Source organism: Spirillospora sp. NPDC047418 (genome assembly GCF_040643275.1).
GTDB lineage: Bacteria > Actinomycetota > Actinomycetes > Streptosporangiales > Streptosporangiaceae > Spirillospora.
Map to the genome: position 1 here is coordinate 1 of NZ_JBEYTW010000022.1, position 22,255 is coordinate 22,255.

Below are 22,255 nucleotides of genomic sequence, written 5' to 3' on the forward strand. Positions count from 1 at the left end.
TTGTTGTTATGGACGCGCTCATAACAACAACACGCCGCAGGTCAACGAGGGGGTGGGTGGCGGGGCGGGGTTAGGGCGCGGGCGGTCAGGCCGGTTGCGAATACGGCGGTTCCGGTCAGGACGGACTGCCAGGGCAGCGTGGCGATCAGGACCAGGCAACCCGTGGCGCCGAGCAGGTTGAGGGCGCGCGGGCGGCGGCGGTCACGGGCCGGCTGGGTGAAGGCCGACGCGTTCGCGATGGCGTAGTAGACCAGCACGCCGAAGGACGAGAAGCCGATCACGCCGCGCAGATCGGCGGTGGCCACCAGGACGCCGACCGCGACGGCGGTGGCGATCTCGGCGTGGTGCGGAACCCGGTGGCGGGGGTGGACGGCGGCCAGCCAGGCCGGCAGGTCGCGGTTGCGGGCCATGGCCAGCGTGGTGCGGCCGATGCCGGCGATCAGCGACAGCAGCGCACCGAGTGCGGCGAGGGCCGCCCCGGCGCGGACCACCGGGGCCAGGGCGGCGGCGCCGGCGGCCTCCACCGCGGTGGTCAGCGGCGCGGCGGACGAGGCGAGGCGTTCCGGGCCGGCGGCCAGCAGGGCGGCCGCGCCCACGACCAGGTAGACGGCCACGGTGATGAGCAGTGCGATGGAGATGGCGCGGGGAATGACGCGCCGCGGGTCGCGGACCTCCTCGCCCATGGTGGCGATGCGCGCGTAACCGGCGAAGGCGAAGAACAGCAGTCCGGCGGACTGGAGGATGCCGTAGCCGCCGCTGCCCCATCCGCGCAGGTTCGCCGGGCTCCCGCCGCCGCCCGCCGCGATCGCGATCACGACGGCGGCCAGGGCCGTCAGGCTGGTGGCGACGAGGACGCGGGTGGCCAGCGCGGTCCGGGTCACGCCGCGGTAGTCGAGCGCGGCGAGGGCCACCACCGCGGCGACCGCCGCGGCCCGTTGCGCCCACCACGGGCCCGGGACGGCATACGACGCGAACGTGAGCGCCATCGCCGCGCAGGACGCGGTCTTGCCGACCACGAATCCCCATCCGGCCGCGAACCCCCACCACTGACCGAGCCGCTCCCGCCCGTAGACGTAGGTGCCGCCCGAGACCGGGTAGACCGCCGCCAGCTGCGCGGACGCCACCGCGTTGCAGTACGCGATCACCGCCGCCACCGCCAGGCCGATGAGCAGGCCGGCACCGGCCGCCCGCGCGGCGGGGCCGAACGCGGCGAAGACCCCGGCCCCGATCATCGAGCCCAGCCCGATGACGACCGCGTCGCCGGTGCCCAGCCGGCGCGCCAAGCGACCGGCATCGTCCGGGGACGGGCCGGGTCCGTCGTCCCGGCGCGGGGAGCCCATCGCCCCTTCTCCCTCCATATATCAAACTGGTTTGATGTATTGTCGCCGTATGGGCTCTCCGGTTCAAGCCGCTCCGGCGTTCGTACGGTTGGCCGCCCATCCGGTGCGGTGGCGGCTGCTGAGCGAGCTGTCGGTGAGTGACTACCGGGTCCGCGAGCTGGTGAACCTGATCGGCGAGCCGCAGAACCTGGTCTCCTACCATCTGCGGCAGTTGCGCGGCGGCGGGCTCGTCACCGTCCGGCGCAGCAGCTTCGACGCGCGGGACAGCTACTACCACCTGGACCTGGAACGCTGTGCGCACGCACTGGCCTCGGCCGGCGCCGCCCTGCACCCCGCACTCACACCGACCGGTGCCGCCCCGCCCCCGACGCCGGACCCCGGATCGCCGCCGATTGCGCAGTCCCCGCCGCACCATCGGCCTACCGTCTTGTTCGCCTGCACGGGCAACAGCGCACGCTCACCGATCGCCGAGGCCCTGCTGCGCCGCCACAGCGGCGGCCGCGTCGAGGCGACCAGCGCCGGCAGCCACCCGAAACAGCGGATACACCCCGACGCCGTTTGGGTGCTGGACGAGCACTACGGCGTGGACATCTCCGGTCGGCGGCCGCAACACCTCGACACCCTGGACGGCCGCCGCTTCGACTACGTGATCACCCTGTGCGACAAGGTCCGCGAGGTCTGTCCCGACTTCGGCGGCCATCCCCGGCGCGTCCACTGGAGCATCCCCGACCCGGCGGCGGCCGGTGACACCGGGGGCGCCGCCTTCGTCCGCGCGGCCGCGGAGATCGACACCCGCGTCCGCTACCTGCTGCCCCGGCTCGTCCGTCCATCACGAGAGGTTCGGCCATGACGACGCACGATCGGCTCGCAAGCGTCCGCTACCTCGTCGATGACGTCCAAGCGGCCATCGACTTCTACACGACCCATCTCGGCTTCACGCTGAACACCAACCCGGGGCCCGCCTTCGCCGACGTGGTGCGCGGGCCGCTGCGGCTGCTGCTGTCCGGCCCCGCCAGTTCGGGTGCCCGCGCCACCGACGACCCCGCCCCCCCTGGACGCAACCGCATCCACCTCGTCGTCGACGACCTCGACGGCGAGATCGACCGGCTGCGCACCGCCGGGCTGGCCTTCGAGGGCGACGTGGTCGCCGGTCCGGGCGGCCGGCAGATCCTGCTCACCGATCCCGCCGGCAATCTCATAGAACTCTTCGAACCCGCCCGCTCCTGAGCTCCGGAAGCGGGCGGGTCGTACGGTTCAGGCGTTCTGGCGTTGGCCGAACATCGTCCTCACGAACCTGATGAGCATGAGGACCGGCAGAATGAACGCGTAGAAGAACATGAAGTACTCGCCGCCGTCGAAGATGAACCCCAGATACACGGCGTAACCGAGGAAACCCGTTCCGAAGGCGAGTTGGAGCAGCCTTTCCCCGACGCTCTGGCCGCCCCCGATGGACGCCATGGCGAGCATCGCGAGGCCGGACACCAGCAGAAACACGACGTACCACGAGAACGTGACATCCGCGCTGAAGTCGATATTCATAATGTCCCTCTGAATGTGCGTGACAAAGCTGGATGATCATAGCGACCTCGGCCCCGTTGATCACCGGTTGGCCTGATCAGGCCACTTTCGGACGCACCTTGGTCTTACCTGGTGAAGCGCAGCGCGTCGAAAGCGAAGGCCATTACCGCCTGGCGGAGGTGGTCGGGCGGGGCGGCGGGGAACACCACGGTGTAGCGCAGGAACCTTGCCACGATGGTCGCCACCGGCTCGCCCGTCGCGGTGACGACCTGGTAGGCGACGCCCGGGAGGTCGCGGCTCGCGGGATGCGGGCCGATGGCGCCGAGGGGTTTCCGGTCGGGAGTCAGAAGGCGCAGGCGGAGTGGCGAGTGCGTGACGCGTTCGGCCGTCTCAGCCGGGCGACCGGTGGTGTCGAACACCCCTATGCCTCCGGCCTGCCGGACGAGAAAGAACGCGATCTCCCCCGAGGCGGTGCGGGCGGTCACATAGGGGCGGCGGGTCACCAGGCGCGGAGCGGTATCCCCGGTCTCGCGTTCCAGTGGCGCGGGCGGGCGAGAGGACGTGCGGAAGCGCAGGACCGTCCGGCCGCTCTGGTCACGCCATTTGCGCAGACCCGTCAGCGACGTTCCCGTGCCCGACCGGGCGATTATCCGGCGGCCGCGTGCCCGGCTCCGCAGGAAGAAGTAAGTGAATACTCCGAGGACCGGAAGCGTCGTCACCCACATGAATGCGGCCGGGTACAGCGTGTGGCGGGAGCGGTCGAGATCGCCGGCGTACGGGCCGAGGGGGCCGACGCGCACCGGCACTCGGCGTCCGATATCGGCCTTGCCCACTCCTGACACGTGGCCGCTGTCACGGGTGCCGTCGGCGAATTGCCACGTTCCCCGGCAGTCCACGTACTCGGTGTCGCGGAGCGGTGCGCGCGTCTCGCATTTCTCGATGGTCGCGACGGCCCTCTTCCCTGACGTGACCGTGTACACGACCATTCCGGGAAGGGCGACCATCACCCATGCCAGCACCGTAAGGGTGAGGAAGAACGCGGCGGGAGCAGTGGCGGCCTCGACGGATTCCTTGAGCCCGCGGCCGGGAGTTACTGGACGGGGGCGGGGCGCTTCGCGTCCGCGCACTGCGTTCTTCCTTCCGTGAAGCCGCGCTGCCTAGCGATCGGAGTGGCTTGGAAGGTCGAGGGCTTTCAGGACGCCGCCCAGGACTCGGATGGCCAGGTCTCGGACGGCGTCGCGGGGCAGGTCGCGTTGCGCCAGCCAGGACGTCGTGGCGCCCTCGACGAACGACAGCCAGCCTTCCAGGGCTATGCGCAGGGCCGGGGACGGTGCCGTGCCGCCGGTCAGGCCGTGCGTCAGGGCGGCGAGCAGGCCGCCGCGGACGCGGTGGTGGAGGGCGGCGACCTCGGCGTCCACGCCGACGCCGCCGCTGGTGATGGTCTGGAAGGCGGCGCGGTGGGTGTCGGCCCAGCACAGGAAGGCGTCCAGCGAGCGGGTCAGGCGTTCCAGCGGGGACAGGTCGCCGAACTCCTCGGCGAGTGCGTTCAGGTGGCCGGCGGCGTCCTCGATGACCGCCAGGAACAGGCCGCGCTTGCTGCCGAAATAGTAGTAGATCAGGCCCTTGGCGACGTCGGCGGCCGCGGCTATCTCGTCCATGGACAGCGCGTCGTAGGAGCGGTCGGCGAAGAGCCGGGACGCGGTCTTCATGATCGAGTCGCGCCGGTCGGAACGGTGCCGGTCCGTCATCTCGCTCCTCCCGGCCGGTCGTCGGCGTCCGAGCGTACGCCTCTTGACTTTCGTTCAAACGCGGCCGATATTAGATCCCCAGTCTAATTGATCGGCCCGTCGGGCGCCGGACGGAGCGTGAGGCCATGAACGAGAGCCCGGAGCGGTTCCGCGACCTGCAGCGGCTGGCGTACGAGGCGGCCGAGGCGGTGGCGGGGAGCCTGGAGCCGGGGGTGACCGAGCGGCAGGCGGCGCGGCGGATGCGCCGGTGGCTGGAGCGCCGCGGGGTCGACGACTGGTTCCACGTCCCGTTCGCGTGGTTCGGCGACCGGACCGCCTTCCGCGGGATCGTCCTCCCCCACCAGTTCCTGCCCACCGGCCGGCGGCTGGCCGAGGGCATGCCCTACATCCTGGACGCGGCGCCGATCGCCGACGGCTACACCGCGGACATCGGCTACGCGGGATGCCTCGGCGGCAACCCGTCCTGGGAGCGGCTGACCGCCGACCTGGCGGTGTACCGGGAACTGATCGTCGGGCTGGTGCGCGAGCGGCGCACGTTCGCCGACATCTACGCCGAGGTCGACCGGCAGATCGTCCGGCACGGGTACGAGAACCGGCACCGCAAGTACCCGGGCCGGGTCATCGGCCACCGGGTCGGCCGGGTCACAAGCCGGCTGCCCCGCAACCTCGTCCTCGGGGCGTTCGGGGCGCGCACCGCGCAGACCGTGGCGCGCGAGCTGATCAAGGAGCGCCTGCAGGGACGGTCCACGCTGTGGAACGGCGCCCGGCAGTCGCGGCACGTGCCGACGCCGGGGCTGTGGGCGGTGGAGCCGCACCTCGGTCTCGGGGACGTGGGCGCCAAGTTCGAGGAACTGCTGGTGGTCACCGAGGACGACGCCTACTGGCTGGACGACGATCTGCCGCACGTCCGGCGATGGGCGGCGGCGCCCGCGGAGCAGGCGGACCCCGCATGAGCGACTTCGCGAGCCGCACGGTCAAGGCCGGCGGGGTCCGGCTGGCCGTCCGCGAATACGGCGAGCCGGGCCGGACGACCGTCGTGCTGGTGCACGGCTACCCCGACACCCAAGCGGTGTGGGAACCGGTCGCCCGGCTGCTGGCCGAGGACTTTCACGTGGTCACCTACGACGTGCGCGGTGCGGGCGGCTCGACGCGTCCGCGCCGCACCAGGTCCTATGTCATGGACGAGTTGAACCGCGACCTGCACGTGGTCCTGGACGCCGTCTCGCCGGACCGGGCCGTGCATCTGGTCGGGCACGACTGGGGCTCGGTGCAGAGCTGGGCGGCCGTCGCCGGCACTCGACCGGAGGGACGTATCGCGTCGTTCACCTCCATCTCGGGCCCGTGCATCGAGCACTTCGGCCAGTGGGTCCGCGACCGGCTGCGGCGCCCCACGCCCCGCCATGTGCGGCAACTGCTCGGCCAGCTGGCCCGGTCGTGGTACCTGCTGGGCGGCATGATCCCCGGCGCCGGATGGCTGGTGTGGCGCCTCGGCGGCACCCGGCTGTTCCCCGTCCTGGTCGAACGGATGGAGGGCATCGAACGCAGGCCCGCCCCCACATTCCAGCAGGACGCCCTCTACGGAATGAAGCTGTACAAGGCCAACGGCCTGCGCTTCCTGCGCCCCGGCCGGATGGTCCGGACAGCGGTTCCCGTCCAGGTCATCGTGCCGACGAGGGACCGGTTCGTCTCGCCCGCCCTGAGCGAGGACCTGGCCCGCTACACCGACCGGTCGTCGCGGCGGGAACTGCCGGCCGGGCACTGGGGCTCGATCACCGAGCACTCCGCGGACGTGGCGGCGGCCGTGACCGGACTCGTCCGCCGCACCGAAGAACAGATCGAGGAACAGGCCGAGGATCGGGACGGTGAGTCCGCGGCGCTGGACCAGCGGATCGGAGGAAGGAACCCATGACGGAGGCCCAGGCCGCCGGCGGCGAGATGGACGAGCGGCACCCCGTGATCGTCCCGCGGCGGGTGAAGTTCGACTGGACCGGCACGCCGCTGCACTGGATCCCGGACGAGCCGGTCGCCACCCACTTCATCAACACGCTGCACCTGCTGCTGCCGGCCGGTGAGCGCTGGTTCGTCCGCGTCTACAAGCAGACGCTGCCGCTGATCGGCGAGGACGACGCCCGGCTGCGCGCGGAGGTCAAGGGGTTCATGGGGCAGGAGGCCGTGCACGCCTACTCCCACCAGGGCGTCCTCGACCGCCAGATGCGGGAGCGCGGGCTCGACCCGCGGCCGCTCACCCGCCGGATCGAGTGGCTGTTCACCGCGATCCTCGGCGACCGGCCGCCGCTGCCGCTGATCTCGCGCCGGCGCTGGCTCAACCTGCGCATCGGGGTCATCGCCGGGATCGAGCACTACACCGCCGTGCTCGGCCAGTGGATCCTGGACGCCGAGGAGCTGGACGCGGCGGGCGCCGACCCGACCATGATGGACCTGCTGCGCTGGCACGGCGCCGAGGAGGTCGAGCACCGCTCGGTCGCCTTCGACGTGTACGAGTACGTGTCGGGTGCCTACTGGCGGCGGTTCGTCACCTTCTTCATCGGCGTGCTCGCGCTGCCGCTGGCCGCCTACGCCGGTGCGGCCTACCTGTGCGCCCGGGACCCCGAACTGCACGGCGTCCGCCCCCGCATCCGCGACTACCGCCGCGCCGTCCGCCGCGGGCTGCTGCCCAGCAACCGGTTCATGATCGCGGCAGCCCGCCGCTACCTGCGGCGCGACTACCACCCGTCCGGCGAGTGCTCCACCCAGCGGGCCCTGGACTACCTGGCGACCTCCCCCGCCGCCGCCCAGGCCGCCGGCACCCCACGGCCCACCTGACCGCCCGCGCTCCCCTGCCCCCAGGCCAAGGGCTGGCCGGCCCGGCTGGGCAGGGTGATGCGTTCGACGGTTGGCGCCGGCTCTATCGCCGGACCATACTTGGGAGTATGGTCTCCGTACCATGGAGTATGGAGACGGGTACGGAGACGAGATCGTGCGGCGGGTGCGGGAGCTCGGGCCCGTGCTGGCCGAGCGTGCCGAGGCCGCCGAGGCGGCGCGGCGGCTGCCCGACGCGACCATCGAGGACCTCGCCGCGACCGGGCTGTTCGGGATGCTGGTCCCGCAGCGGTTCGGCGGCCCCGAGCTGGGCTTCGCGGCGATGGCGGCGGCGTGCCGGGAGGCGGGCGCGGCCTGCGCCTCCACCGGATGGCTGTCGGTGATCTACACGCTGCACAACTGGATGGTCGGGCTGTTCCCGGATCAGGCGCAGGCCGAGGTGTGGGCGAAGCGGCCGTATGCCCTGATCCCGTGCGTCCTGTCGCCGTCCGGCACCGCGGAGCCCGTGGACGGCGGCCACACCGTCACCGGCCGCTGGTCGTGGGGAAGCGGCGTCATGCACGCCGACCACGTGATGGTCATGGCCCTGGTCACCGCGAACGACACGATCGAGCCGCGCCTGTTCCTGCTGCCGCGCGAGAACGTGGCGGTCCATGACGTCTGGCACACCAGCGGGATGCGCGGCACCGGCAGCAACGACATCGAGGTGCCGGGCGTCTTCGTCCCCGAACATCGGTCGGTGCCCATGCTGGAACTGACCGAGGGACGCTCGCCCGGGTCACGCGTCCACCCGGCCGCGCTCTACCGGACGCCGCTCGTGCCGGTGTTCGCGCTGACCGGCGCGGCGCCCGTGCTCGGCGCGGCCGAAGGCGTGCTCGCGCAGTTCGAGGAGCGGATGACGACGCGGGTGATGGCCTACAGCGGGGAGCGGCAGCGCGACCTGATGAGCGGGCAGATCCGGTTCGCCACCGCGACCGCCGACCTCGCCGCGGCCCGGCTGCTGCTGGAGAACGCGCTCGGCGACGTCACCGGCGCCATCTCCGAGGGTCGCGCCCTCGACATGACGGACCGGGCGCGGGCCCGGCTGGTCGCGGCGCACGTGGCGGCGACCGCCCGCCGGGTCGTGAACGAGTTGTGCTCCGCCGCCGGGGCGAGCGCGCAGTTCACGTCCTCCCCGTTCCAGCGGGCGCAGCGCGATGTGAATACGATCTCCGGGCATGTGGTGTTCGATCCGGATGCGGCCTACGCGCTCTACGGCAGGATCGGGCTGGGCCTCGACCCCGGCCGGGTCCTCCTCGTCTGACGGGCGGCGGGCGTGACGACCCGTGCGAGGGTGGCGCGGCGGGACTGGATCGAGGCCGCCTACCAGGAGCTGGCCGGCGCCGGCGAGCGCGGCGTGACGATCAACGCGCTCGCGGCCAGGCTCGGCGTCACCAAGGGCAGCTTCTACTGGCATTTCACGGACCGTCCCGAGCTGATGCGGGCCCTGCTCGACCGGTGGGCGCACGAGCGGACGGACGAGGTGCTCGCCCTGTCCCTCGGTAGCACCACCGAGCCGCGCGAACGGCTGCGCCGCATCCAGGCGCTCGGCCGGGAGGTCGCGCCCATCGACCGGGCGATGCGGCTGTGGGCGCAGCACGAGCCCGCGGCCGAGGAGGCGGTGCGGCACGCCGACCGGGCGTTGCTCGGGCACATCGCCGCCTGCCTGGAGGATCTCGGGTTCGGGGCCGAGGAGGCCCGGCTGCGCGCGCTGCTGATGCTGCGCGCGTGGGTCGGCGGCTACCTGATACCGGACGGGAGCGATCCCGGCCTGTACGACACCACGCTCGACATCCTGCTGGCGCGCCCTCGCTGACCGCCTTCTCGCCGCGAGATCGCCGGTCCGATGAACCGAATCCGATTCCGGCGAGTCTGAGGGGGCAACCGCCCGCCCAGAGAAGGACCCCCGATGACCGCTCTGATCGTCCTCATGTTCGTCTTGGCGGGCGTCTGCCTGCTTCTCGCGTGCATGGACCAGCGGAAGCTCTACTGGAAGACCGGCGCCTGGCAGTACCGGAACCCGGAGGCCCACGAGCCCTCCGACTCGGCGTTCGCCGTCCAGCGGGGCTCAATGGTGGTCGGCGCCGTGGCACTGGTGATCATGGGGTTCGTCCTCAAAAGCGCGGACGGTTCACGTGACTACTCCACGGCTCAGGTGAGGTCGGTCGCGTCCGCGGCGGCCTCGGAACTGGACCAGGCGGGGCCGGGGCTCGGCTCGTCGCACCGGGCGGCGAGCGCCCTCTACAAGGCCGTGGACGAGGAGGGCAACGGCAACGTGGAGATCCAGAGCGCCGGCGGCGGCAAGTACGAACTGACGAACCGCAAAGGCCAGAACCCCGTCTGCCTCACCATCACGGTCGACAACAAGCTGACGCTGGGCGGGTCCGACCCTTGGAACCATTCGGTCAGCACGTCCGTGAACGAAGGTTCCTGCTGACCCTCCTGACTGCTGACCCTCCTGACGCTCGACATCGGTCAACCGAGGCCGGCGAGGAAGGCGAGCATGGCCTCGTTGACCTCGCCGGCCGCCTCCATCTGGACGAAATGCCCGGCGCCTTCGATGATGCGGACGTCCCGTAGGCCGGGCACCAGCCCCTCCATCTGCTTCAGGGCACCGGAACCCATCATCTGCAGGACGGGGTCACGCTCCCCCACAAGGAACATCGTCGGGACGGTGACGTTCTCGTCCGGACGGCTCTGCTTCTCCTCCCAGACGTGGTCGTAGGCCCGATACCAGTTGAGGCCGCCCGTGAAGCCCGTCCGGCGGAATTCATTGACGTAGTACGCGAATTCGTCCTGCGACAACCACGGCCAGGGCAGGGGCGGGGCTTCGGGCAGTACATCGAGGTATCCGTTGCCTTCGCTGGGGTGCTGCCAGATGTCGAGGTAGCGGTATCCACCGCTGAGCGCCCAGAACACGTTCGCCAGGAATCGCTCCGGTGCGGCCGCGAGCTCCGCGTCGGCCGGCCCTTGCTCTTGGAAGTAATGCACATGGACGAAGTGCTGCTCGGCCATCCGCGCATACAGCTCCGTGGGCGGACGCGTCGAAACGGGCATGCGCGGCACGCTCAGCTGTATCAGCGCCTTGACCCGTCCAGGGGCCCACTGGGGCAGGTCCCAGACGAGAGCGGCCCCGAAGTCGTGACCGGCGAAGACGGCCTCGTCGATACCGAGGCCGTCCAGGAGCCCGACCATGTCCGCGACGGTGCGCCGCCGGTCGTACTCCCCCGGCGAGGCGGGACGGCCACTCCGTCCGTACCCGCGCATGTCGACCGCGATGGCCCGGTACCCGGCCGCCGCCAGCACCGGGAGTTGATGGCGCCAGCTGTACCAGAGCCCCGGAAACCCGTGGCACATGACCACCGGGAGCCCGTCACCCTGCTCGGCCACATGAAGCGTGATGTCGCCGGCGTCGAGCATCCGGTGCCGGACGTCCTCCCCGCCAAGCTCGCCAAGGCTCATGCCGACGATCCTGCGCGCCGGCCGGCCCGAGATCCTTCTCTCTCCCGTTCACCGGGACACCGCTGGACGGCGCGGCCCCCGGCGGACCAGAGTCGGCGACCATGCCGAGTCCCGACATCGCCGCGCGCATCGCCCGGCTGGAGGCCATCGAGGACATCAAGGCCCTCAAGCACCGCTACCTGCGCGCCTGCGACGCCAAGGACCCCGCGGAGTTCCGGGCCTGCTTCATCGCCTCGGGCGCCTCCATCGACTACGGCCGGCTCGGCGCGTTCGACGACGCCGACGGCATCGCCCGGGTCTTCGAGCGGATCGCCCTGCAGAAGATCGACGGCAGGAACGCCATCCTCGACATGCACCACGCGATGCACCCGGACATCACCGTCCACGGCGAGACGGCCGCGTCCGGGCGCTGGACGCTGAAGTTCCGCCAGGTCAACCTGTTCGAGAACACCGAGACCGTCACGACCGGCGAGTACGACGACGAGTACGTCATCGAGGACGGCCGCTGGAAGATGGCGAAATGCCACTTCCGCCGGTACTGGTCGATCACCCGCCCGATCGGCCCGGACTGCCGGATCGACCAGTAGACCGGCGGACGGCGGGTCAGGAGGCGGCCGCGGCGGGGGTGTTGCGGACGGTGACGCTGATGCGGTTCCACGCGTTGATCGCCGCGATCGCCATGACGAGGCCGGCGAGGGACTCCTCGTCGTAGTGGTCGGCCGCGTCGCTCCAGACGTCGTCCGGTACCCCGGCCGGGTTGTCGGCGATCCGCGTGGCCGCCTCGGCGAGGGCGAGCGCCGCCCGCTCCTCGTCGGTGTAGTAGGGCGCCTCGCGCCAGGCCGCCACCGACCAGAGCCGCTGGTCGGTCTCGCCGGCCTTCTTGGCGTCGGCGGCGTGCATGTTCACGCAGTACGCGCAGCCGTTGATCTGGCTGACCCGGAGCCTGACCAGCTCCAGGGTGCTCTGCGGGAGGCCGGTGCCGTTGACGTACGACTCCAGCGCGAGCATGGCCTGGTAGCCCGCGGCGGCGGGCTTGACGATGTTCATCCGTGCCTGCATGGTGCTGCCTTCCTCGAATCTGGACATTTTCTGTCCAGAATTAACCGAAATGACCGGACGCTCTGCCGGGGGCAGGGCGCCGGCCGGGTTCAGGTCCGCAGGTTCGCGAACCGGGCGCGGGCCTCGCCGGGGGCGGACGGCAGGCGGCGCTCCACCGTGCGCCGGAGATCGGCGAGGGTCTGCCCGGCCAACTCCCTGCGCCAGGCCATCTCCGCGCGCCGCATGGCCTGGGAGACGAAGCAGCTCCGGCGGTAGTCGACGCCTTCGTGCTCGCCCGGCCCCTGCCGCACGATCTGCTCGCACCGGAACGCCTCCTCCCGGCCCTCGATGGCCGCCACCACGTCCAGCAGCGAGATGTCCTCCGGGCTGCGCGCCAGCCGGAACCCGCCGCGCGGCCCGGGGGTGGAGGTGAGGATCCCGGCGCGGGCGAGCGCCTGCAGCTGCTTGTTCAGGTAGGCCGCGGGGAGCGCGTAGAACGCCGCCAGCCTGCCCGCCGTGACCGCCTCACCCGGCTCCAGCCAGGACAGGTTGATGCAGCTGTGGATCGCCCACTCGACCCCCTCGCTCATCCGCATAACCTGGATGTTAAACGTCCAGGATTCGGATCGCAACCCCGGAGCGGACCCGGAGCACGGCCGGGGCGGCGTTAAAGTCCGCTTGTGAGCACCGTGAACCCCACTTTCCGGTCGGCGGCGCCGGCCGACGTCCCCGGCCTCGTCGCGCTCATCGAGAGCGCCTACCGCGGCGACTCCAGCCGCGCCGGCTGGACCACCGAAGCCGACATCCTGGACGGGCGGCGCACCGACCCCGGCATGGTCGAGGACGCGGTGAGCGGCACCGGCAGGCGGATGCTGGTCGCCGAGGACGGCGGCCGCCTCATCGCCTGCTGCCAGCTGGAGGACCGCGGCGGGCACGCCTACTTCGGCATGTTCGCCGTGGACCCGGCCCGCCAGGGCGGCGGCCTCGGCAGGACGGTCCTCGCCGAGGCGGAACGGCTGGCGCGCGACGACTGGGGCGCGAAGGAGATGCACATGACGGTCATCAGCGTCCGCGAGGACCTGATCGCCTGGTACATCCGCCGCGGTTACACCCGGACCGGCGAGAAGAGCCCGTTCCCTTACGGCGACGAGCGCTTCGGCCTCCCCAAGCGGGACGACCTGGAGTTCGAACTCCTGGTGAAGCCCCTCAGCTGAGGCGCGCCGCACGGTCCCCGCCGGCCCGCCCGGACGACGTCCTCCGGAGCAGTCGTTCGAGCCGGCCGACCGCCCCCGCCGGCCCCGGTGCGGCGGCGATGCGGCCGGCCAGCGACAGCGCGGCGGCGCGGTAGGACGGGTCCTCGATGACCGTGCGGACGGCCGCCGCGATCTCCCCGGGACCCGCGGTCTCGCCGTCCAGGGCGATGCCGGCCCCGAGGTCGGCCGCGCGCCGGGCCAGGACCGGCTGGTCGGCGGCCGGGTTCGGCAGCGCGACGAGCGGCACGCCGTGCGCGAGGGCGGCGGCCACGGTGCCGTGCCCCGCGTGCGTCACGACCGCCGCCGCGTGCGGAAGGACCTCGGCGTGCGGCAGCCAGGGCAGGACGGTCGCATCCTCCGGCACGCGCAGGCCGGCGGCGTCCATCATGCCGGTGGTGATCAGCAGGCGCGGCCCGCCGCCGTCGGCGAACGCGTCCAGCGTGCGCTGGATGCGCGAGGTCTGGTCCCAGGCCAGGCCGGTGGAGAAGCCGGCCACCACGAGGGGGCGCGGGTCGTCCGCACGCCAGGGCGGCCGCCACCCGGAGGGCGGTTGTTCCTCGGCCATCGGGCCGACGTACTCGAACGGGGCCCGGTCGGCGAGCGGGTCCAGCTCGGGGATGCTCGCGCACAGGGCCGGGAAGGGCGTCCACGCGTCCCACAGGCGTTCGAGGGCCGGACGGCCGGCGTCCTCGCGCAGCGCGTTCACGGCGGGCAGCAGCATCCCGTCCATCCCCTGGCCCGGCGGGCAGAGCGCCCCCGGCGCGCTGTGCACCAGCACCGCCGCCGGGATCGCGGACGTCTCCAGCCGGGCGAGCGCACCGAACATCAGGCAGTCGGCGACCACACCGTCGAAGGAGCCGTCCGCGAGGACCTCGTCGACGTCCGCCGCCTGCGCGGGGCAGGCCCAGACCGCACCGACCAGCGCCGGGAGCCAGCCTTCGGGCGGCGGCGCGGCGGGGTAGCCCGCGTCCGCGCGGGGCAGCGTCCGGAACTCGAACCCCGCCCCCTCGAAGCGGGCCCGCTGGCCGCCGTAACCGGCGAACACGACCCGGTGGCCGCGCGCCGCCAGCTGCTGCGCCAGCGCGATCATCGGACCCTGGTTCCCGGCTCCGTCCCAGGTCAGCAGCAACCAGCCGGCCATGTCACGCTCCCTCCAGCAGTGCCTCGATCATCATCGTCATCGTCGCCTCGGCCTCGTCCCGCGGACGAGCCATGTCGCGGCGCAGCAGCTTCCAGGTGTAGACGTCGCAGGCGCAGACCAGCGCGTCGACGACCCTGGCGCGGCGCTCCTCGGGGACCCCGGTGAGCCGCGGCCCGAGCTGGCTCTCGACATGCCGCCGATGCCGGGCCCGCCCGATCTGGACGATCGGCGCGACCGCGGGGTCGGACTCGTCCGCCAGGTTGCGCACCACCACGTCACCGAACTTCTCGTAGTGGTCGAACCAGGCCGCCACCGAGCCCGCGACGTCCCCCGGCTCGGGCCGCCGCAGCTCGGCGCCCATCCCTTCGAGCACCTTCTCCAGGGCCAGCTCGATCAGCCGCGCCCGGGTGCCGTACGCCCGCAGCACCGTCGGGACGCTCACGCCCGCCTCGGCGGCGACGTCCTCCAGCCGCACGTCCGACCGCAGCCGCGAACTGAGCAGCGTGACCGCCGCGTCCAGGACCCGCTCCCGAGTCGCCTCCGCCGACCGCGCCCGAGCCCGCTGCGTATACCCCCTTTTCATGACAACCAACACTAACACGAAAGTCGATTGACCGAGTGGCGAGGCAAGCCGCTGTGTTCGAGTCCGTTTGAGGGTTGATCGTTCGGCAAGGCGCTAGGCCGCTGGTGACCGCGTGGAAACATTCACAAGGTAATTCAATGGAACACTTGAAGGTGGAGGTGAGTGCGGTGAAGTTCGTACTTGAGGTCGATATGAGTGAAGGTGCCGTGGCCGAGGACGCCGTCAAGGAATTGGGGCGCATCCTGCGGTACTGGGCGGGGAACGTCCGGCATTACGAGTTGAAGGTCGGTGACGAGTCGTCCATCTACGACTCCGATTATCACGATGTCGGCCGGTGGCAGATCGTGGAGACTCCCTGATCCGGACATGAAGAAGGCGCGGAGGGCGCGGGCCCCGACCGACCCGCGATTCCTCCGCGCCTTCGCCTGTGCGGGCGGCTAGTAGCCGCCTCCCGTGGACGAGCCGGTGCCGGCGGCCTTCTTGCCGGTCGGGGTGGTCGCCCACCAGACCCCGCCGACGCCCTGGCCGTTCGTGTCGCCGGGCTGCTCGTCCTTCTCGTAGTAGTACATGGGCCAGCCGTTGATGGTGAGCTGGCACTTGCCGTCGTCCTTGCGCTCGATGAAGCCGACGACCTTCTTGCTGACGCCTTCGAGTTTCAGCTTCTTCCAGCCCTTGAAGGTGGCGGGCGGCCATGCCTTCTTGCAGGCGCCGAAGCATCGGGTGGTCGGCGGCTTGTCGGTGTCCTTGTCGTAGCGGTAGAGCGTCCGGCCGTTGCCGTCGGTCAGGATCAGGCCGAGTTTCGGGTCGTTCTTCGCCTTGACGACCGTCCAGCCCTTCCAGCGGTTCTTCACCGGGGCGGCCTTCTTGCCGGTGGGGGACGCGGCGTACCAGGTGCCGCCGACGCCCTGGCCCTTCACGTCGCCGGGGCTCTGGTCCTTGGCGAACCGGTACAGCGGCCAGCCGCCGAGCGTGACCTGCCAGGTCCCGTCCGGCCGCTTCACCTTGCCGACGAGGGACTGCTCGACGCCCTGCACCTCGGTCTCACCCGCGCCGGCCGCCGCCGGCGGCCACGCACGGGCGCACGCGTCCGCGCAGGTGGACGCGGGCGGGCGCGCGGTGTCGTTGTCGAACCGGTACAGCGTCCGGCCGTTCCCATCGGTGACGATCTTGCCGAGCTTCGAGACGCTCGCGACCTCCAGCGCGGTCGGCGCGGCGGCGGGGGCGGGGGCGTCGGCGGCCGGTGCGGCCGGCGCCTTGGCGCCCGCGGCCGTGTTCTGCCTCCCCCCGGCGCTCTCCTGCCCGCACGCGCTCACCACGAGTCCCGTCGCGGTCAGGGCGGCCGCGACGGGGATCGCCCAACGTGGGAATCTCATCTGTCCTCCAGGTCGTCTGGGGCCCGGTCTCCGGTCCGGGTCCCGTCCGTCGGTCCAGGTGGAGCCGCCGCACCGCTCTGCCGGACCGACGAGGAGTACGGTGAGCCGCGCGAAAGGGTTCAAGCCCGGGAACCGGAAGCCCGCGAAACGGGTCAAAGCAGGGCAATGGACCGGCGAGGAAGGCAGCGGTGACCGGAGACGAATCTGCGGGCGGCACGCTCGGCCTGAGCAAGGAGCCGGTTCCGGCGCGGCCGGGCCCGGCCTGGATCGTCGTCCCGGCACGCGTCATCGCGCTGATCGTCGTGCTGCCGCTGCGCCTCGTCCACGACCTGTTCGTGCTGATCGGACGCGGCCTGCGGGGCACGGGGCGTGCGCTCTACCGGTGGCTACTCGTTCCGCTCGGGCGGCTCTTCTCGGCCATCGGGCACGGGATCGCCGCCGTGCTCGATCTCCTTCTCGTCCGGCCGCTGCGCTGGCTCGGCGTCGTGGTGAGACGCGGGTCGGGGCGCTTCGGCCGATGGCTCTACCGCGTGCTGATCGCCCCGGTCGGCCGGTTCCTGGCCATGATCGGACGCGGGCTCGGCCGGTTGCTGGAGTTCGTCCTGCTCCGTCCGCTGCGCGGGCTGGCGTGGCTGCTGTCCGGCGCCTGGCACGGGATCGTGTTCCTGATCGGCGTGCTCGTGGTCATGCCGGCCGTGCTGCTGTGGCGGTACGTCCTGCGGCCGCCGCTGCTCGCCCTCGCCTGGCTCGGGCGCGGGGCGTTCGGCCTCCTCGCGGCCGGCCTCAGCGCCCTCGCGGCCGGGATCGCCTGGTCATGGCGGCTGCTCGGGCGGTGCCTAGCCTGGCTCGGGCACGTGCTGTTCGTCGTCCCCGCCACCGCCTTGTGGCGGTATCTGCTGGCGCCGGTGCTCGCGGGCGTCGTGGGGACGTGGCGGCTCGCGTCCCGCCTACTTCGCTGGCTCTGGCGGACGCTCGTCGTCGTCCCGGTGCGGGTCGTGATCGTCGCCCCCGCCCGCTGGATCGGGACGAGCGTGCTGCGCCCGATCGGGCGCGGCATCGGGGCGGCGTGGCGGGTGTCGGTGCTGGAGCCGGCCCGTTCCGTCCGGCGGACGATGCGGCAGGCGAGCCGGGACGTCCGCCTCACCCTCCGCCGCACCTTCCTCGGACGCTGACGCGCATCCCCCTTCTGAGATACTCGCGGTGATGTATCGACTCCTGTTCTCACTGGTCATCTCCCGCGTCCCGGCGGAGGCCGCGCACCACCTGACGCTGCGGGGCCTGCGCGCGGTCCAGTCCGTGCCGGGGCTGGCGCCGCTGCTGCGCCGGCTGCTCGCGCCCCGCGACCCGGGGCTCGCCGTGCACGCGCTCGGGCTGGACTTCCCGAGCCCGCTCGGGCTCGCCGCCGGGTTCGACAAGGACGCCGCCGTCTACGAGGCGCTCGGCGCGTTCGGGTTCGGCCACGTCGAGATCGGCACGGTGACCGGCCGCCCGCAGCCCGGCAACCCGCGCCCCCGGCTGTTCCGGCTCCCGCCCGACCGGGCGGTCATCAACCGGATGGGCTTCAACAACGAGGGCTCCGCGGCCGCCGCGCGGCGGCTGCGCGGGCGCCGTGCCGGGACGATCGTCGGCGTCAACATCGGCAAGACGAAGGTCGTCCCGGAGGCGTCGGCCGCCGCCGACTACGTGGCGAGCGCCGAGCGGCTCGCGCCCTACGCCGACTACCTGGTCGTCAACGTCAGCTCCCCCAACACGCCCGGCCTGCGCAACCTCCAGGCCGTCGAGCATCTGCGCCCGCTGCTGACGGCCGTGCGCGAGGCCGCCGACCGGGTGACGTCCCGGCGCGTCCCGCTGCTCGTCAAGATCGCGCCCGATCTGGCCGACGACGACATCGACGCGGTCGCCGACCTCGCCCTCGACCTCGGCCTGGACGGCATCATCGCGACCAACACCACCATCGGGCGGGACGCCCTGCTCAGCGCGCCCGTCCTCGTCAAAGAGACCGGGGGCCTGTCCGGGGCGCCGCTGAAGGAGCGGTCCCTGGACGTGCTGCGGCGGCTGCGCGCCCGGACCGGCGGCCGGCTCGCGCTGGTCTCGGTCGGCGGTGTCGAGACGGGCGACGACGTGTGGGAGCGGGTCCGCGCGGGCGCCACCCTCGTCCAGGGCTACACCGGCATGATCTACGGCGGGCCGCTGTGGGCGCACCGCGTCAACCGCGACCTCTCCCGCCGGCTCCGCGCGAGCGCGTTCCGCACCCTGGACGACGCCCGCCGCTGACCGTCCCCGCCCGTATTTGCCCGTCGCTTGCCCCGAGGGCGAGCATCAGCGGGACGACCCCGGGCACCGTCCAGGCATGGCCGGCGAGTCGATCACCCGCAGGACACTGCTCATCCGGGTCGCGCCGGCGCTGCTCCTCGCGCTGCCGGCGCTCGTGACACGGGCCGGCGGCTTCGAGCTTCCCGCGGTCGCCGCCATGGCCGTCTTCGGCCTCGGCGTCCTCGCGGCGGCGATCCTGCTCATGTGGGCGGCGGAGACCGCGCGCGCCGACATGCCTGGCGCCCTCGCGATCGCGGTGCTGGCGCTCATCGCGGTGCTGCCCGAGTACGCGGTCGACCTGTACTACGCCTACGCCGCCGGGACGAGACCGCAGTACACCGCCTACGCGGCCGCCAACATGACGGGCGCGAACCGGCTGCTCGTCGGGGTCGGCTGGGCGCTGGTGGTGCTGGCGTTCGCGCTCGCCGTCCGCCGCGCCTCCGGCGGCACCGGCGGCGGACGGGGCAGGCACGCCGCACCCGGCACCGGGCGGCGGGACGTCCGGCTGACGCCGCTGCACCGCATCGAACTCGGCTTCCTGGCGCTCGCCGCCGTCCTCGGCTTCATCCCGGCACTGACCGGCGAGATCGGGTGGTACATCTCCGTCGTCCTGATCGCCTTGTACGTCCTCTACATCGCGCGGATCTCCCGCCACCCGCGGCAGGGCGTCGAGGAACTCGCCGGCGTCCCCGCCCGCCTCGCCGCGCTGCCGAAGACGCGGCGGCGCGCGGTGACCTGGACCGGGTTCGCGCTCGGCGCCATCGTCGTCTTCGTGTCGGCGGAACCGTTCGCGAACGCGCTGGTGGACGCGGGCACGTCCCTCGGCATCGACGAGTTCCTCCTGGTGCAGTGGCTGGCGCCGTTCGCCTCCGAGGCACCGGAGCTGCTCGTCGCCGCCATGTTCGCGTGGCGGCTGCGGGACGCCGACGCGATCGGGACGCTGCTGTCGAGCAAGGTCAACCAGTGGACGCTGCTGATCGGCACGCTGCCGCTCGCCTACCGGATCGGCGGCGGCGCCTGGTCGCTGCCGCTGGACTCCCGGCAGACCGAGGAGGTGCTGCTGACCGCCGCGCAGACCGTCCTCGGCCTCGCCTTCCTCGTCGACCTCGTCTTCAGGCGGTGGGAGGCGGCGGTGCTGTTCGGGCTGTTCGCGGTCCAGTTCGTCCTGCCGAGCGAGATGGCCCGGCTGGTCATCTCGGGCGTCTACCTGGCGATCGGCTTCTCCGTGCTCATCGCGCGCTACCGCGACGTCGCGGCGGCGATGTCGACGGTCGTCCGGCCTAGACGAAGAAGCCGTCCGCGATGAGCTCCGGCAGGACCGCGTCGGCATGCGCGCGCACCCGGCCCGCGTCCATACCGGTCAGCTGGGCGATGGCGTCCAGCAGCGGGTCAAGGGGCAGAGTGCCGTCGCAGACCCCCGCGAGGCCCGCCTCGACCGTCCCGACTCCGGCCGCGCGGCGCAGCCGGCCGGCCTGCCGCAGGACGATCCGCTCCGGGTCCTCGGCGCCGGGCGGGCCGACCTGTTCCTGGACGAGCCCCGGGACCGCCGCCAGAAGTTGTCCACAGCTTGTGGAAAACTCTGCGCCCTTCGCCAACCCGTTGAGAACATCCTCAACGTAGGCGCCGACGGGCTCCTCGACGGCGTGCCGCAACTCCTCGACCCGGACCACCGGACGCTCGCTCCGCCGCAACGTGATCCACCCGAACCCGACCCCGACGACCCCGTGCCGCTCGAAGTAGTCGAGCCACGCGTCATACCGCGCCCGGTACTCGGGCGTCCCGGCCTCGCACGAATCCCGCAGCCACAACTCGGCGTACTCCGCCGGATCCTGGACGTCCCGCTGGACGATCCACGCGTCGCACCCGTCCACCCAGCCGCCGACCCGCTCCTCCCAGGGAACACCGTCGACATGCAGCCAATTGGCCAAGAGCTGGCAATATCCGCCCTCGGTGAGGTAATCGGGCGCCTTTCCGACGAGCGAGCGGCAGAAGTCGTCCCCCGCCATCCCCGACTCCCGGTAGGTGAACCGGGGTCCTTCCTCCGGCGCCACCACGAACGGCGGATTCGACACGATCAGATCGAACCGCCGTCCCCGGACCGGCTCCAGCAACGACCCCTCGAGGAGTTCGGCGCCCTCGACACCCGAAAGCGCGAAACTCATCGCGGCCAACTCCAGGGCCCGCGAATTGACGTCCGTAGCGGTGACCCTCGCCCCGGGATTCCGGGCCGCCGCATGGACGGCCTGCACCCCGCATCCGGTCCCGAGATCGAGCACGTTGTCCACAGCCCTGTGGACAACCAGCCGCGCCAGATTCCCGGACGCCCCGCCCGTCCCCACGACGTGATCGCCCGCCGGAACGCCCCCGGCCCCGGGCCGCACCTTGAGATCGGACACGACATACCCCACATGCCCGTCCCCGCCCAGGCCCTCCAGCGGCTCGACCCGCAAAAGCGCCCGCATCTCCCCACCGGACACTTCGACCAGCCCCGCGGCCACGAGCTCATCCGCCGGAATGGCGTCCACCGGCACGGGCACCTGCAACCAGAACAACCGCGTCAGCAGTTCGAGGGGCGACCCGCCCCGAGTAGCCCGCAAGGCGGGCACGATCTCGTCCCGGGCCAAAGCCCCGCCCGCAACAGCCCCGAGGAGTTCCCGGACCCCGCCGACCGTGTAACCGGCCCCGACCAACAACTCGCGCACCCGAAGAAGCCCACTCACCCGCCCATCCTCCCGCACCGTCCCGGCCTGGGAGGGCGGCCTCTCGGCAGGTCAACTCAAGTACTGCTCAAATCAAGTACTGCTCAAAGCCCTTGGCGAGGGAGTCGGCGATGCGCTGCCGGAAGGAGGAGCTGGAGAGTTTGGCGGCGTCGCCCTTGTTCTGCATGTTGCCGCACTCGATGAAGACCTTGGGGACCTTCGACATGTTGAGGCCGCCGAGGTCGTCGCGGCGGTCGATGGCGTTCTTGCCGAGGTAGTTGGAGTAGGGGATGCCGGTGCCGTCGTGGTAGGCGTCGCGGAGGGCCTTGCCGAGCTTGGCGGAGCCGGTGACCATGTCGGCGTTCCGGCCGATGGAGATCGGCTCGATGATGTGGAAGCCGTGCCCGGACGAGGCGGCACCGTCGGCGTGGACGGAGATGGCGGCGTCGGCCTTCAGCTTGTTGCCGACGGCGGCGCGCTCGGTGATGCAGGGGCCGACGCTCTTGTCGTCCTCGCGGGTCAGCGCGACCTTGGCGCCGCGGGCGCGCAGGAGCTTGGCGAGCCGCTTCGAGACGTCCCAGGTGAAGGCGTGCTCGGCGTAGCCGGCCTTCGTCTCGGTGCCGGTCGTGTCGCACGCCTTGCTGCCGTTGCCGATCTTGACCTGCTTGTTGATCTCGGACGGGTGCGCGGCGTTGCCGCCGTTGTGCCCGGGGTCGATGACGACGACCTTGCCGGCGAGGGGCGCGGCGTCGTCCTCGGCGGACGCCGGCGTCCGGTCGCTCGAAGACGGGGCGCCGGCCGCGGGCGGGATCGCGGGGTCGGCGGTGGACGCACCGGAGGAACCGCTGCACGCGGTGAGCGCGGCGCCGAGGCACAGCGCGAGACCGGCGGCCGCGGGGCCGCCTCGTTGGATGCGCACAGGCCGATT

General features: G+C 72.0%; 26 protein-coding genes. 14 read left to right on the forward strand and 12 right to left on the reverse strand.

Annotated elements, in window-relative coordinates:
• Positions 1 to 41 precede the first annotated feature (41 nt).
• Positions 42 to 1,340 carry an APC family permease gene (locus ABZ806_RS16250; RefSeq protein ID WP_500218088.1) on the reverse strand — a complete coding sequence of 433 codons (1,299 nt, stop codon included), beginning with the start codon at positions 1,338 to 1,340 and terminating at the stop codon, positions 42 to 44.
• 49 nt (positions 1,341 to 1,389) lie between these two features.
• Here ABZ806_RS16250 and ABZ806_RS16255 point away from each other — a divergent pair, with 49 nt between their 5' ends.
• Positions 1,390 to 2,190: an arsenate reductase/protein-tyrosine-phosphatase family protein gene (locus ABZ806_RS16255; protein WP_500218089.1), complete on the forward strand. Its 801-nt coding sequence runs from the start codon at positions 1,390 to 1,392 to the stop codon at positions 2,188 to 2,190.
• Positions 2,187 to 2,567 (forward strand): VOC family protein, encoded by a 381-nt coding sequence (locus ABZ806_RS16260; protein WP_500218090.1) that lies wholly within the window; start codon positions 2,187 to 2,189, stop codon positions 2,565 to 2,567. Before ABZ806_RS16255 ends, ABZ806_RS16260 begins: the two co-directional genes overlap by 4 nt.
• A gap of 27 nt (positions 2,568 to 2,594) precedes the next feature.
• Here the strand turns inward: ABZ806_RS16260 and ABZ806_RS16265 are convergent, their stop codons facing one another.
• The 3 genes from ABZ806_RS16265 to ABZ806_RS16275 all read right to left on the reverse strand — a co-directional run bounded on the left by ABZ806_RS16265 (position 2,595) and on the right by ABZ806_RS16275 (position 4,606).
• Complete coding sequence (locus ABZ806_RS16265) at positions 2,595 to 2,879, reverse strand: hypothetical protein (protein ID WP_500218091.1); 285 nt, start codon at positions 2,877 to 2,879, stop codon at positions 2,595 to 2,597.
• A gap of 104 nt (positions 2,880 to 2,983) precedes the next feature.
• Positions 2,984 to 3,985 carry a hypothetical protein gene (locus tag ABZ806_RS16270; protein WP_500218092.1) on the reverse strand — a complete coding sequence of 334 codons (1,002 nt, stop codon included), beginning with the start codon at positions 3,983 to 3,985 and terminating at the stop codon, positions 2,984 to 2,986.
• Between the two features lie 30 nt (positions 3,986 to 4,015).
• Positions 4,016 to 4,606, reverse strand: a complete 591-nt coding sequence (locus ABZ806_RS16275) for a TetR/AcrR family transcriptional regulator (RefSeq protein ID WP_500218093.1) — start codon at positions 4,604 to 4,606, stop codon at positions 4,016 to 4,018.
• 125 nt (positions 4,607 to 4,731) lie between these two features.
• Between ABZ806_RS16275 and ABZ806_RS16280 the strand changes: the two genes are divergently transcribed.
• The 6 genes from ABZ806_RS16280 (at position 4,732) to ABZ806_RS16305 (ending at position 9,902) form a co-directional block, all read left to right on the forward strand.
• Complete coding sequence (locus ABZ806_RS16280) at positions 4,732 to 5,559, forward strand: M24 family metallopeptidase (protein WP_500218094.1); 828 nt, start codon at positions 4,732 to 4,734, stop codon at positions 5,557 to 5,559.
• On the forward strand, positions 5,556 to 6,515 hold the full coding sequence (locus ABZ806_RS16285) for an alpha/beta fold hydrolase (RefSeq protein WP_500218095.1): 960 nt from the start codon (positions 5,556 to 5,558) through the stop codon (positions 6,513 to 6,515). The genes ABZ806_RS16280 and ABZ806_RS16285 overlap by 4 nt, the downstream gene beginning before the upstream one ends.
• Entirely contained in the window at positions 6,512 to 7,429 is a 918-nt protein-coding gene (locus ABZ806_RS16290) for a metal-dependent hydrolase (RefSeq protein ID WP_500218096.1), read from the forward strand. The genes ABZ806_RS16285 and ABZ806_RS16290 overlap by 4 nt, the downstream gene beginning before the upstream one ends.
• A 121-nt stretch (positions 7,430 to 7,550) precedes the next feature.
• Positions 7,551 to 8,729, forward strand: coding sequence for an acyl-CoA dehydrogenase family protein (locus ABZ806_RS16295; RefSeq protein ID WP_500218097.1), 1,179 nt, complete (start codon positions 7,551 to 7,553; stop codon positions 8,727 to 8,729).
• A 12-nt stretch (positions 8,730 to 8,741) separates the two neighbouring features.
• Positions 8,742 to 9,281: a TetR/AcrR family transcriptional regulator gene (locus ABZ806_RS16300; protein ID WP_500218098.1), complete on the forward strand. Its 540-nt coding sequence runs from the start codon at positions 8,742 to 8,744 to the stop codon at positions 9,279 to 9,281.
• A gap of 93 nt (positions 9,282 to 9,374) precedes the next feature.
• The gene (locus ABZ806_RS16305; RefSeq protein WP_500218099.1) at positions 9,375 to 9,902 is read left to right on the forward strand and encodes a DUF6199 family natural product biosynthesis protein; all 528 of its coding nucleotides are present in this window, start codon (positions 9,375 to 9,377) and stop codon (positions 9,900 to 9,902) included.
• Positions 9,903 to 9,940: 38 nt separating this feature from the next.
• Here the strand turns inward: ABZ806_RS16305 and ABZ806_RS16310 are convergent, their stop codons facing one another.
• Positions 9,941 to 10,927: an alpha/beta fold hydrolase gene (locus ABZ806_RS16310; protein ID WP_500218100.1), complete on the reverse strand. Its 987-nt coding sequence runs from the start codon at positions 10,925 to 10,927 to the stop codon at positions 9,941 to 9,943.
• 101 nt (positions 10,928 to 11,028) lie between these two features.
• Here ABZ806_RS16310 and ABZ806_RS16315 point away from each other — a divergent pair, with 101 nt between their 5' ends.
• Positions 11,029 to 11,514 (forward strand): nuclear transport factor 2 family protein, encoded by a 486-nt coding sequence (locus tag ABZ806_RS16315; protein ID WP_500218101.1) that lies wholly within the window; start codon positions 11,029 to 11,031, stop codon positions 11,512 to 11,514.
• Positions 11,515 to 11,530: 16 nt separating this feature from the next.
• Here the strand turns inward: ABZ806_RS16315 and ABZ806_RS16320 are convergent, their stop codons facing one another.
• The gene (locus ABZ806_RS16320; RefSeq protein ID WP_500218102.1) at positions 11,531 to 12,013 is read right to left on the reverse strand and encodes a carboxymuconolactone decarboxylase family protein; all 483 of its coding nucleotides are present in this window, start codon (positions 12,011 to 12,013) and stop codon (positions 11,531 to 11,533) included.
• A 62-nt stretch (positions 12,014 to 12,075) separates the two neighbouring features.
• The gene (locus ABZ806_RS16325) at positions 12,076 to 12,561 is read right to left on the reverse strand and encodes an RrF2 family transcriptional regulator (protein WP_500218103.1); all 486 of its coding nucleotides are present in this window, start codon (positions 12,559 to 12,561) and stop codon (positions 12,076 to 12,078) included.
• A gap of 84 nt (positions 12,562 to 12,645) precedes the next feature.
• On the opposite strand from ABZ806_RS16325, the gene ABZ806_RS16330 reads away from it, so the two are divergent.
• A complete protein-coding gene (locus ABZ806_RS16330; protein ID WP_500218104.1) occupies positions 12,646 to 13,179 on the forward strand; it encodes a GNAT family N-acetyltransferase in 534 nt (177 codons plus the stop codon).
• On the opposite strand, the gene ABZ806_RS16335 is transcribed toward ABZ806_RS16330, so the two are convergent.
• Both ABZ806_RS16335 and ABZ806_RS16340 read right to left on the reverse strand, forming a co-directional pair.
• Positions 13,172 to 14,359 carry a glycosyltransferase gene (locus ABZ806_RS16335; protein ID WP_500218105.1) on the reverse strand — a complete coding sequence of 396 codons (1,188 nt, stop codon included), beginning with the start codon at positions 14,357 to 14,359 and terminating at the stop codon, positions 13,172 to 13,174. The two genes, ABZ806_RS16330 and ABZ806_RS16335, sit on opposite strands and share 8 nt — an antisense overlap.
• A gap of 1 nt (position 14,360) precedes the next feature.
• Positions 14,361 to 14,942, reverse strand: a complete 582-nt coding sequence (locus tag ABZ806_RS16340) for a TetR/AcrR family transcriptional regulator (RefSeq protein WP_500218106.1) — start codon at positions 14,940 to 14,942, stop codon at positions 14,361 to 14,363.
• Between the two features lie 167 nt (positions 14,943 to 15,109).
• Between ABZ806_RS16340 and ABZ806_RS16345 the strand changes: the two genes are divergently transcribed.
• Entirely contained in the window at positions 15,110 to 15,301 is a 192-nt protein-coding gene (locus ABZ806_RS16345; RefSeq protein WP_500218107.1) for a hypothetical protein, read from the forward strand.
• A 78-nt stretch (positions 15,302 to 15,379) separates the two neighbouring features.
• On the opposite strand, the gene ABZ806_RS16350 is transcribed toward ABZ806_RS16345, so the two are convergent.
• Positions 15,380 to 16,315, reverse strand: a complete 936-nt coding sequence (locus tag ABZ806_RS16350) for a hypothetical protein (RefSeq protein WP_500218108.1) — start codon at positions 16,313 to 16,315, stop codon at positions 15,380 to 15,382.
• 188 nt (positions 16,316 to 16,503) lie between these two features.
• Here ABZ806_RS16350 and ABZ806_RS16355 point away from each other — a divergent pair, with 188 nt between their 5' ends.
• From ABZ806_RS16355 to ABZ806_RS16365, 3 genes are all read left to right on the forward strand, one after another.
• Positions 16,504 to 17,487, forward strand: coding sequence for a hypothetical protein (locus tag ABZ806_RS16355; RefSeq protein ID WP_500218109.1), 984 nt, complete (start codon positions 16,504 to 16,506; stop codon positions 17,485 to 17,487).
• A gap of 31 nt (positions 17,488 to 17,518) precedes the next feature.
• Entirely contained in the window at positions 17,519 to 18,589 is a 1,071-nt protein-coding gene (locus tag ABZ806_RS16360; RefSeq protein WP_500218110.1) for a quinone-dependent dihydroorotate dehydrogenase, read from the forward strand.
• Between the two features lie 76 nt (positions 18,590 to 18,665).
• Positions 18,666 to 19,934 carry a calcium:cation antiporter family protein gene (locus tag ABZ806_RS16365; protein WP_500218111.1) on the forward strand — a complete coding sequence of 423 codons (1,269 nt, stop codon included), beginning with the start codon at positions 18,666 to 18,668 and terminating at the stop codon, positions 19,932 to 19,934.
• On the opposite strand, the gene ABZ806_RS16370 is transcribed toward ABZ806_RS16365, so the two are convergent.
• Both ABZ806_RS16370 and ABZ806_RS16375 read right to left on the reverse strand, forming a co-directional pair.
• Complete coding sequence (locus ABZ806_RS16370; protein ID WP_500218112.1) at positions 19,909 to 21,348, reverse strand: DUF7059 domain-containing protein; 1,440 nt, start codon at positions 21,346 to 21,348, stop codon at positions 19,909 to 19,911. The genes ABZ806_RS16365 and ABZ806_RS16370 overlap by 26 nt on opposite strands.
• Before the next feature lie 67 nt (positions 21,349 to 21,415).
• On the reverse strand, positions 21,416 to 22,246 hold the full coding sequence (locus ABZ806_RS16375) for an N-acetylmuramoyl-L-alanine amidase (protein ID WP_500218113.1): 831 nt from the start codon (positions 22,244 to 22,246) through the stop codon (positions 21,416 to 21,418).
• Positions 22,247 to 22,255 lie beyond the last annotated feature (9 nt).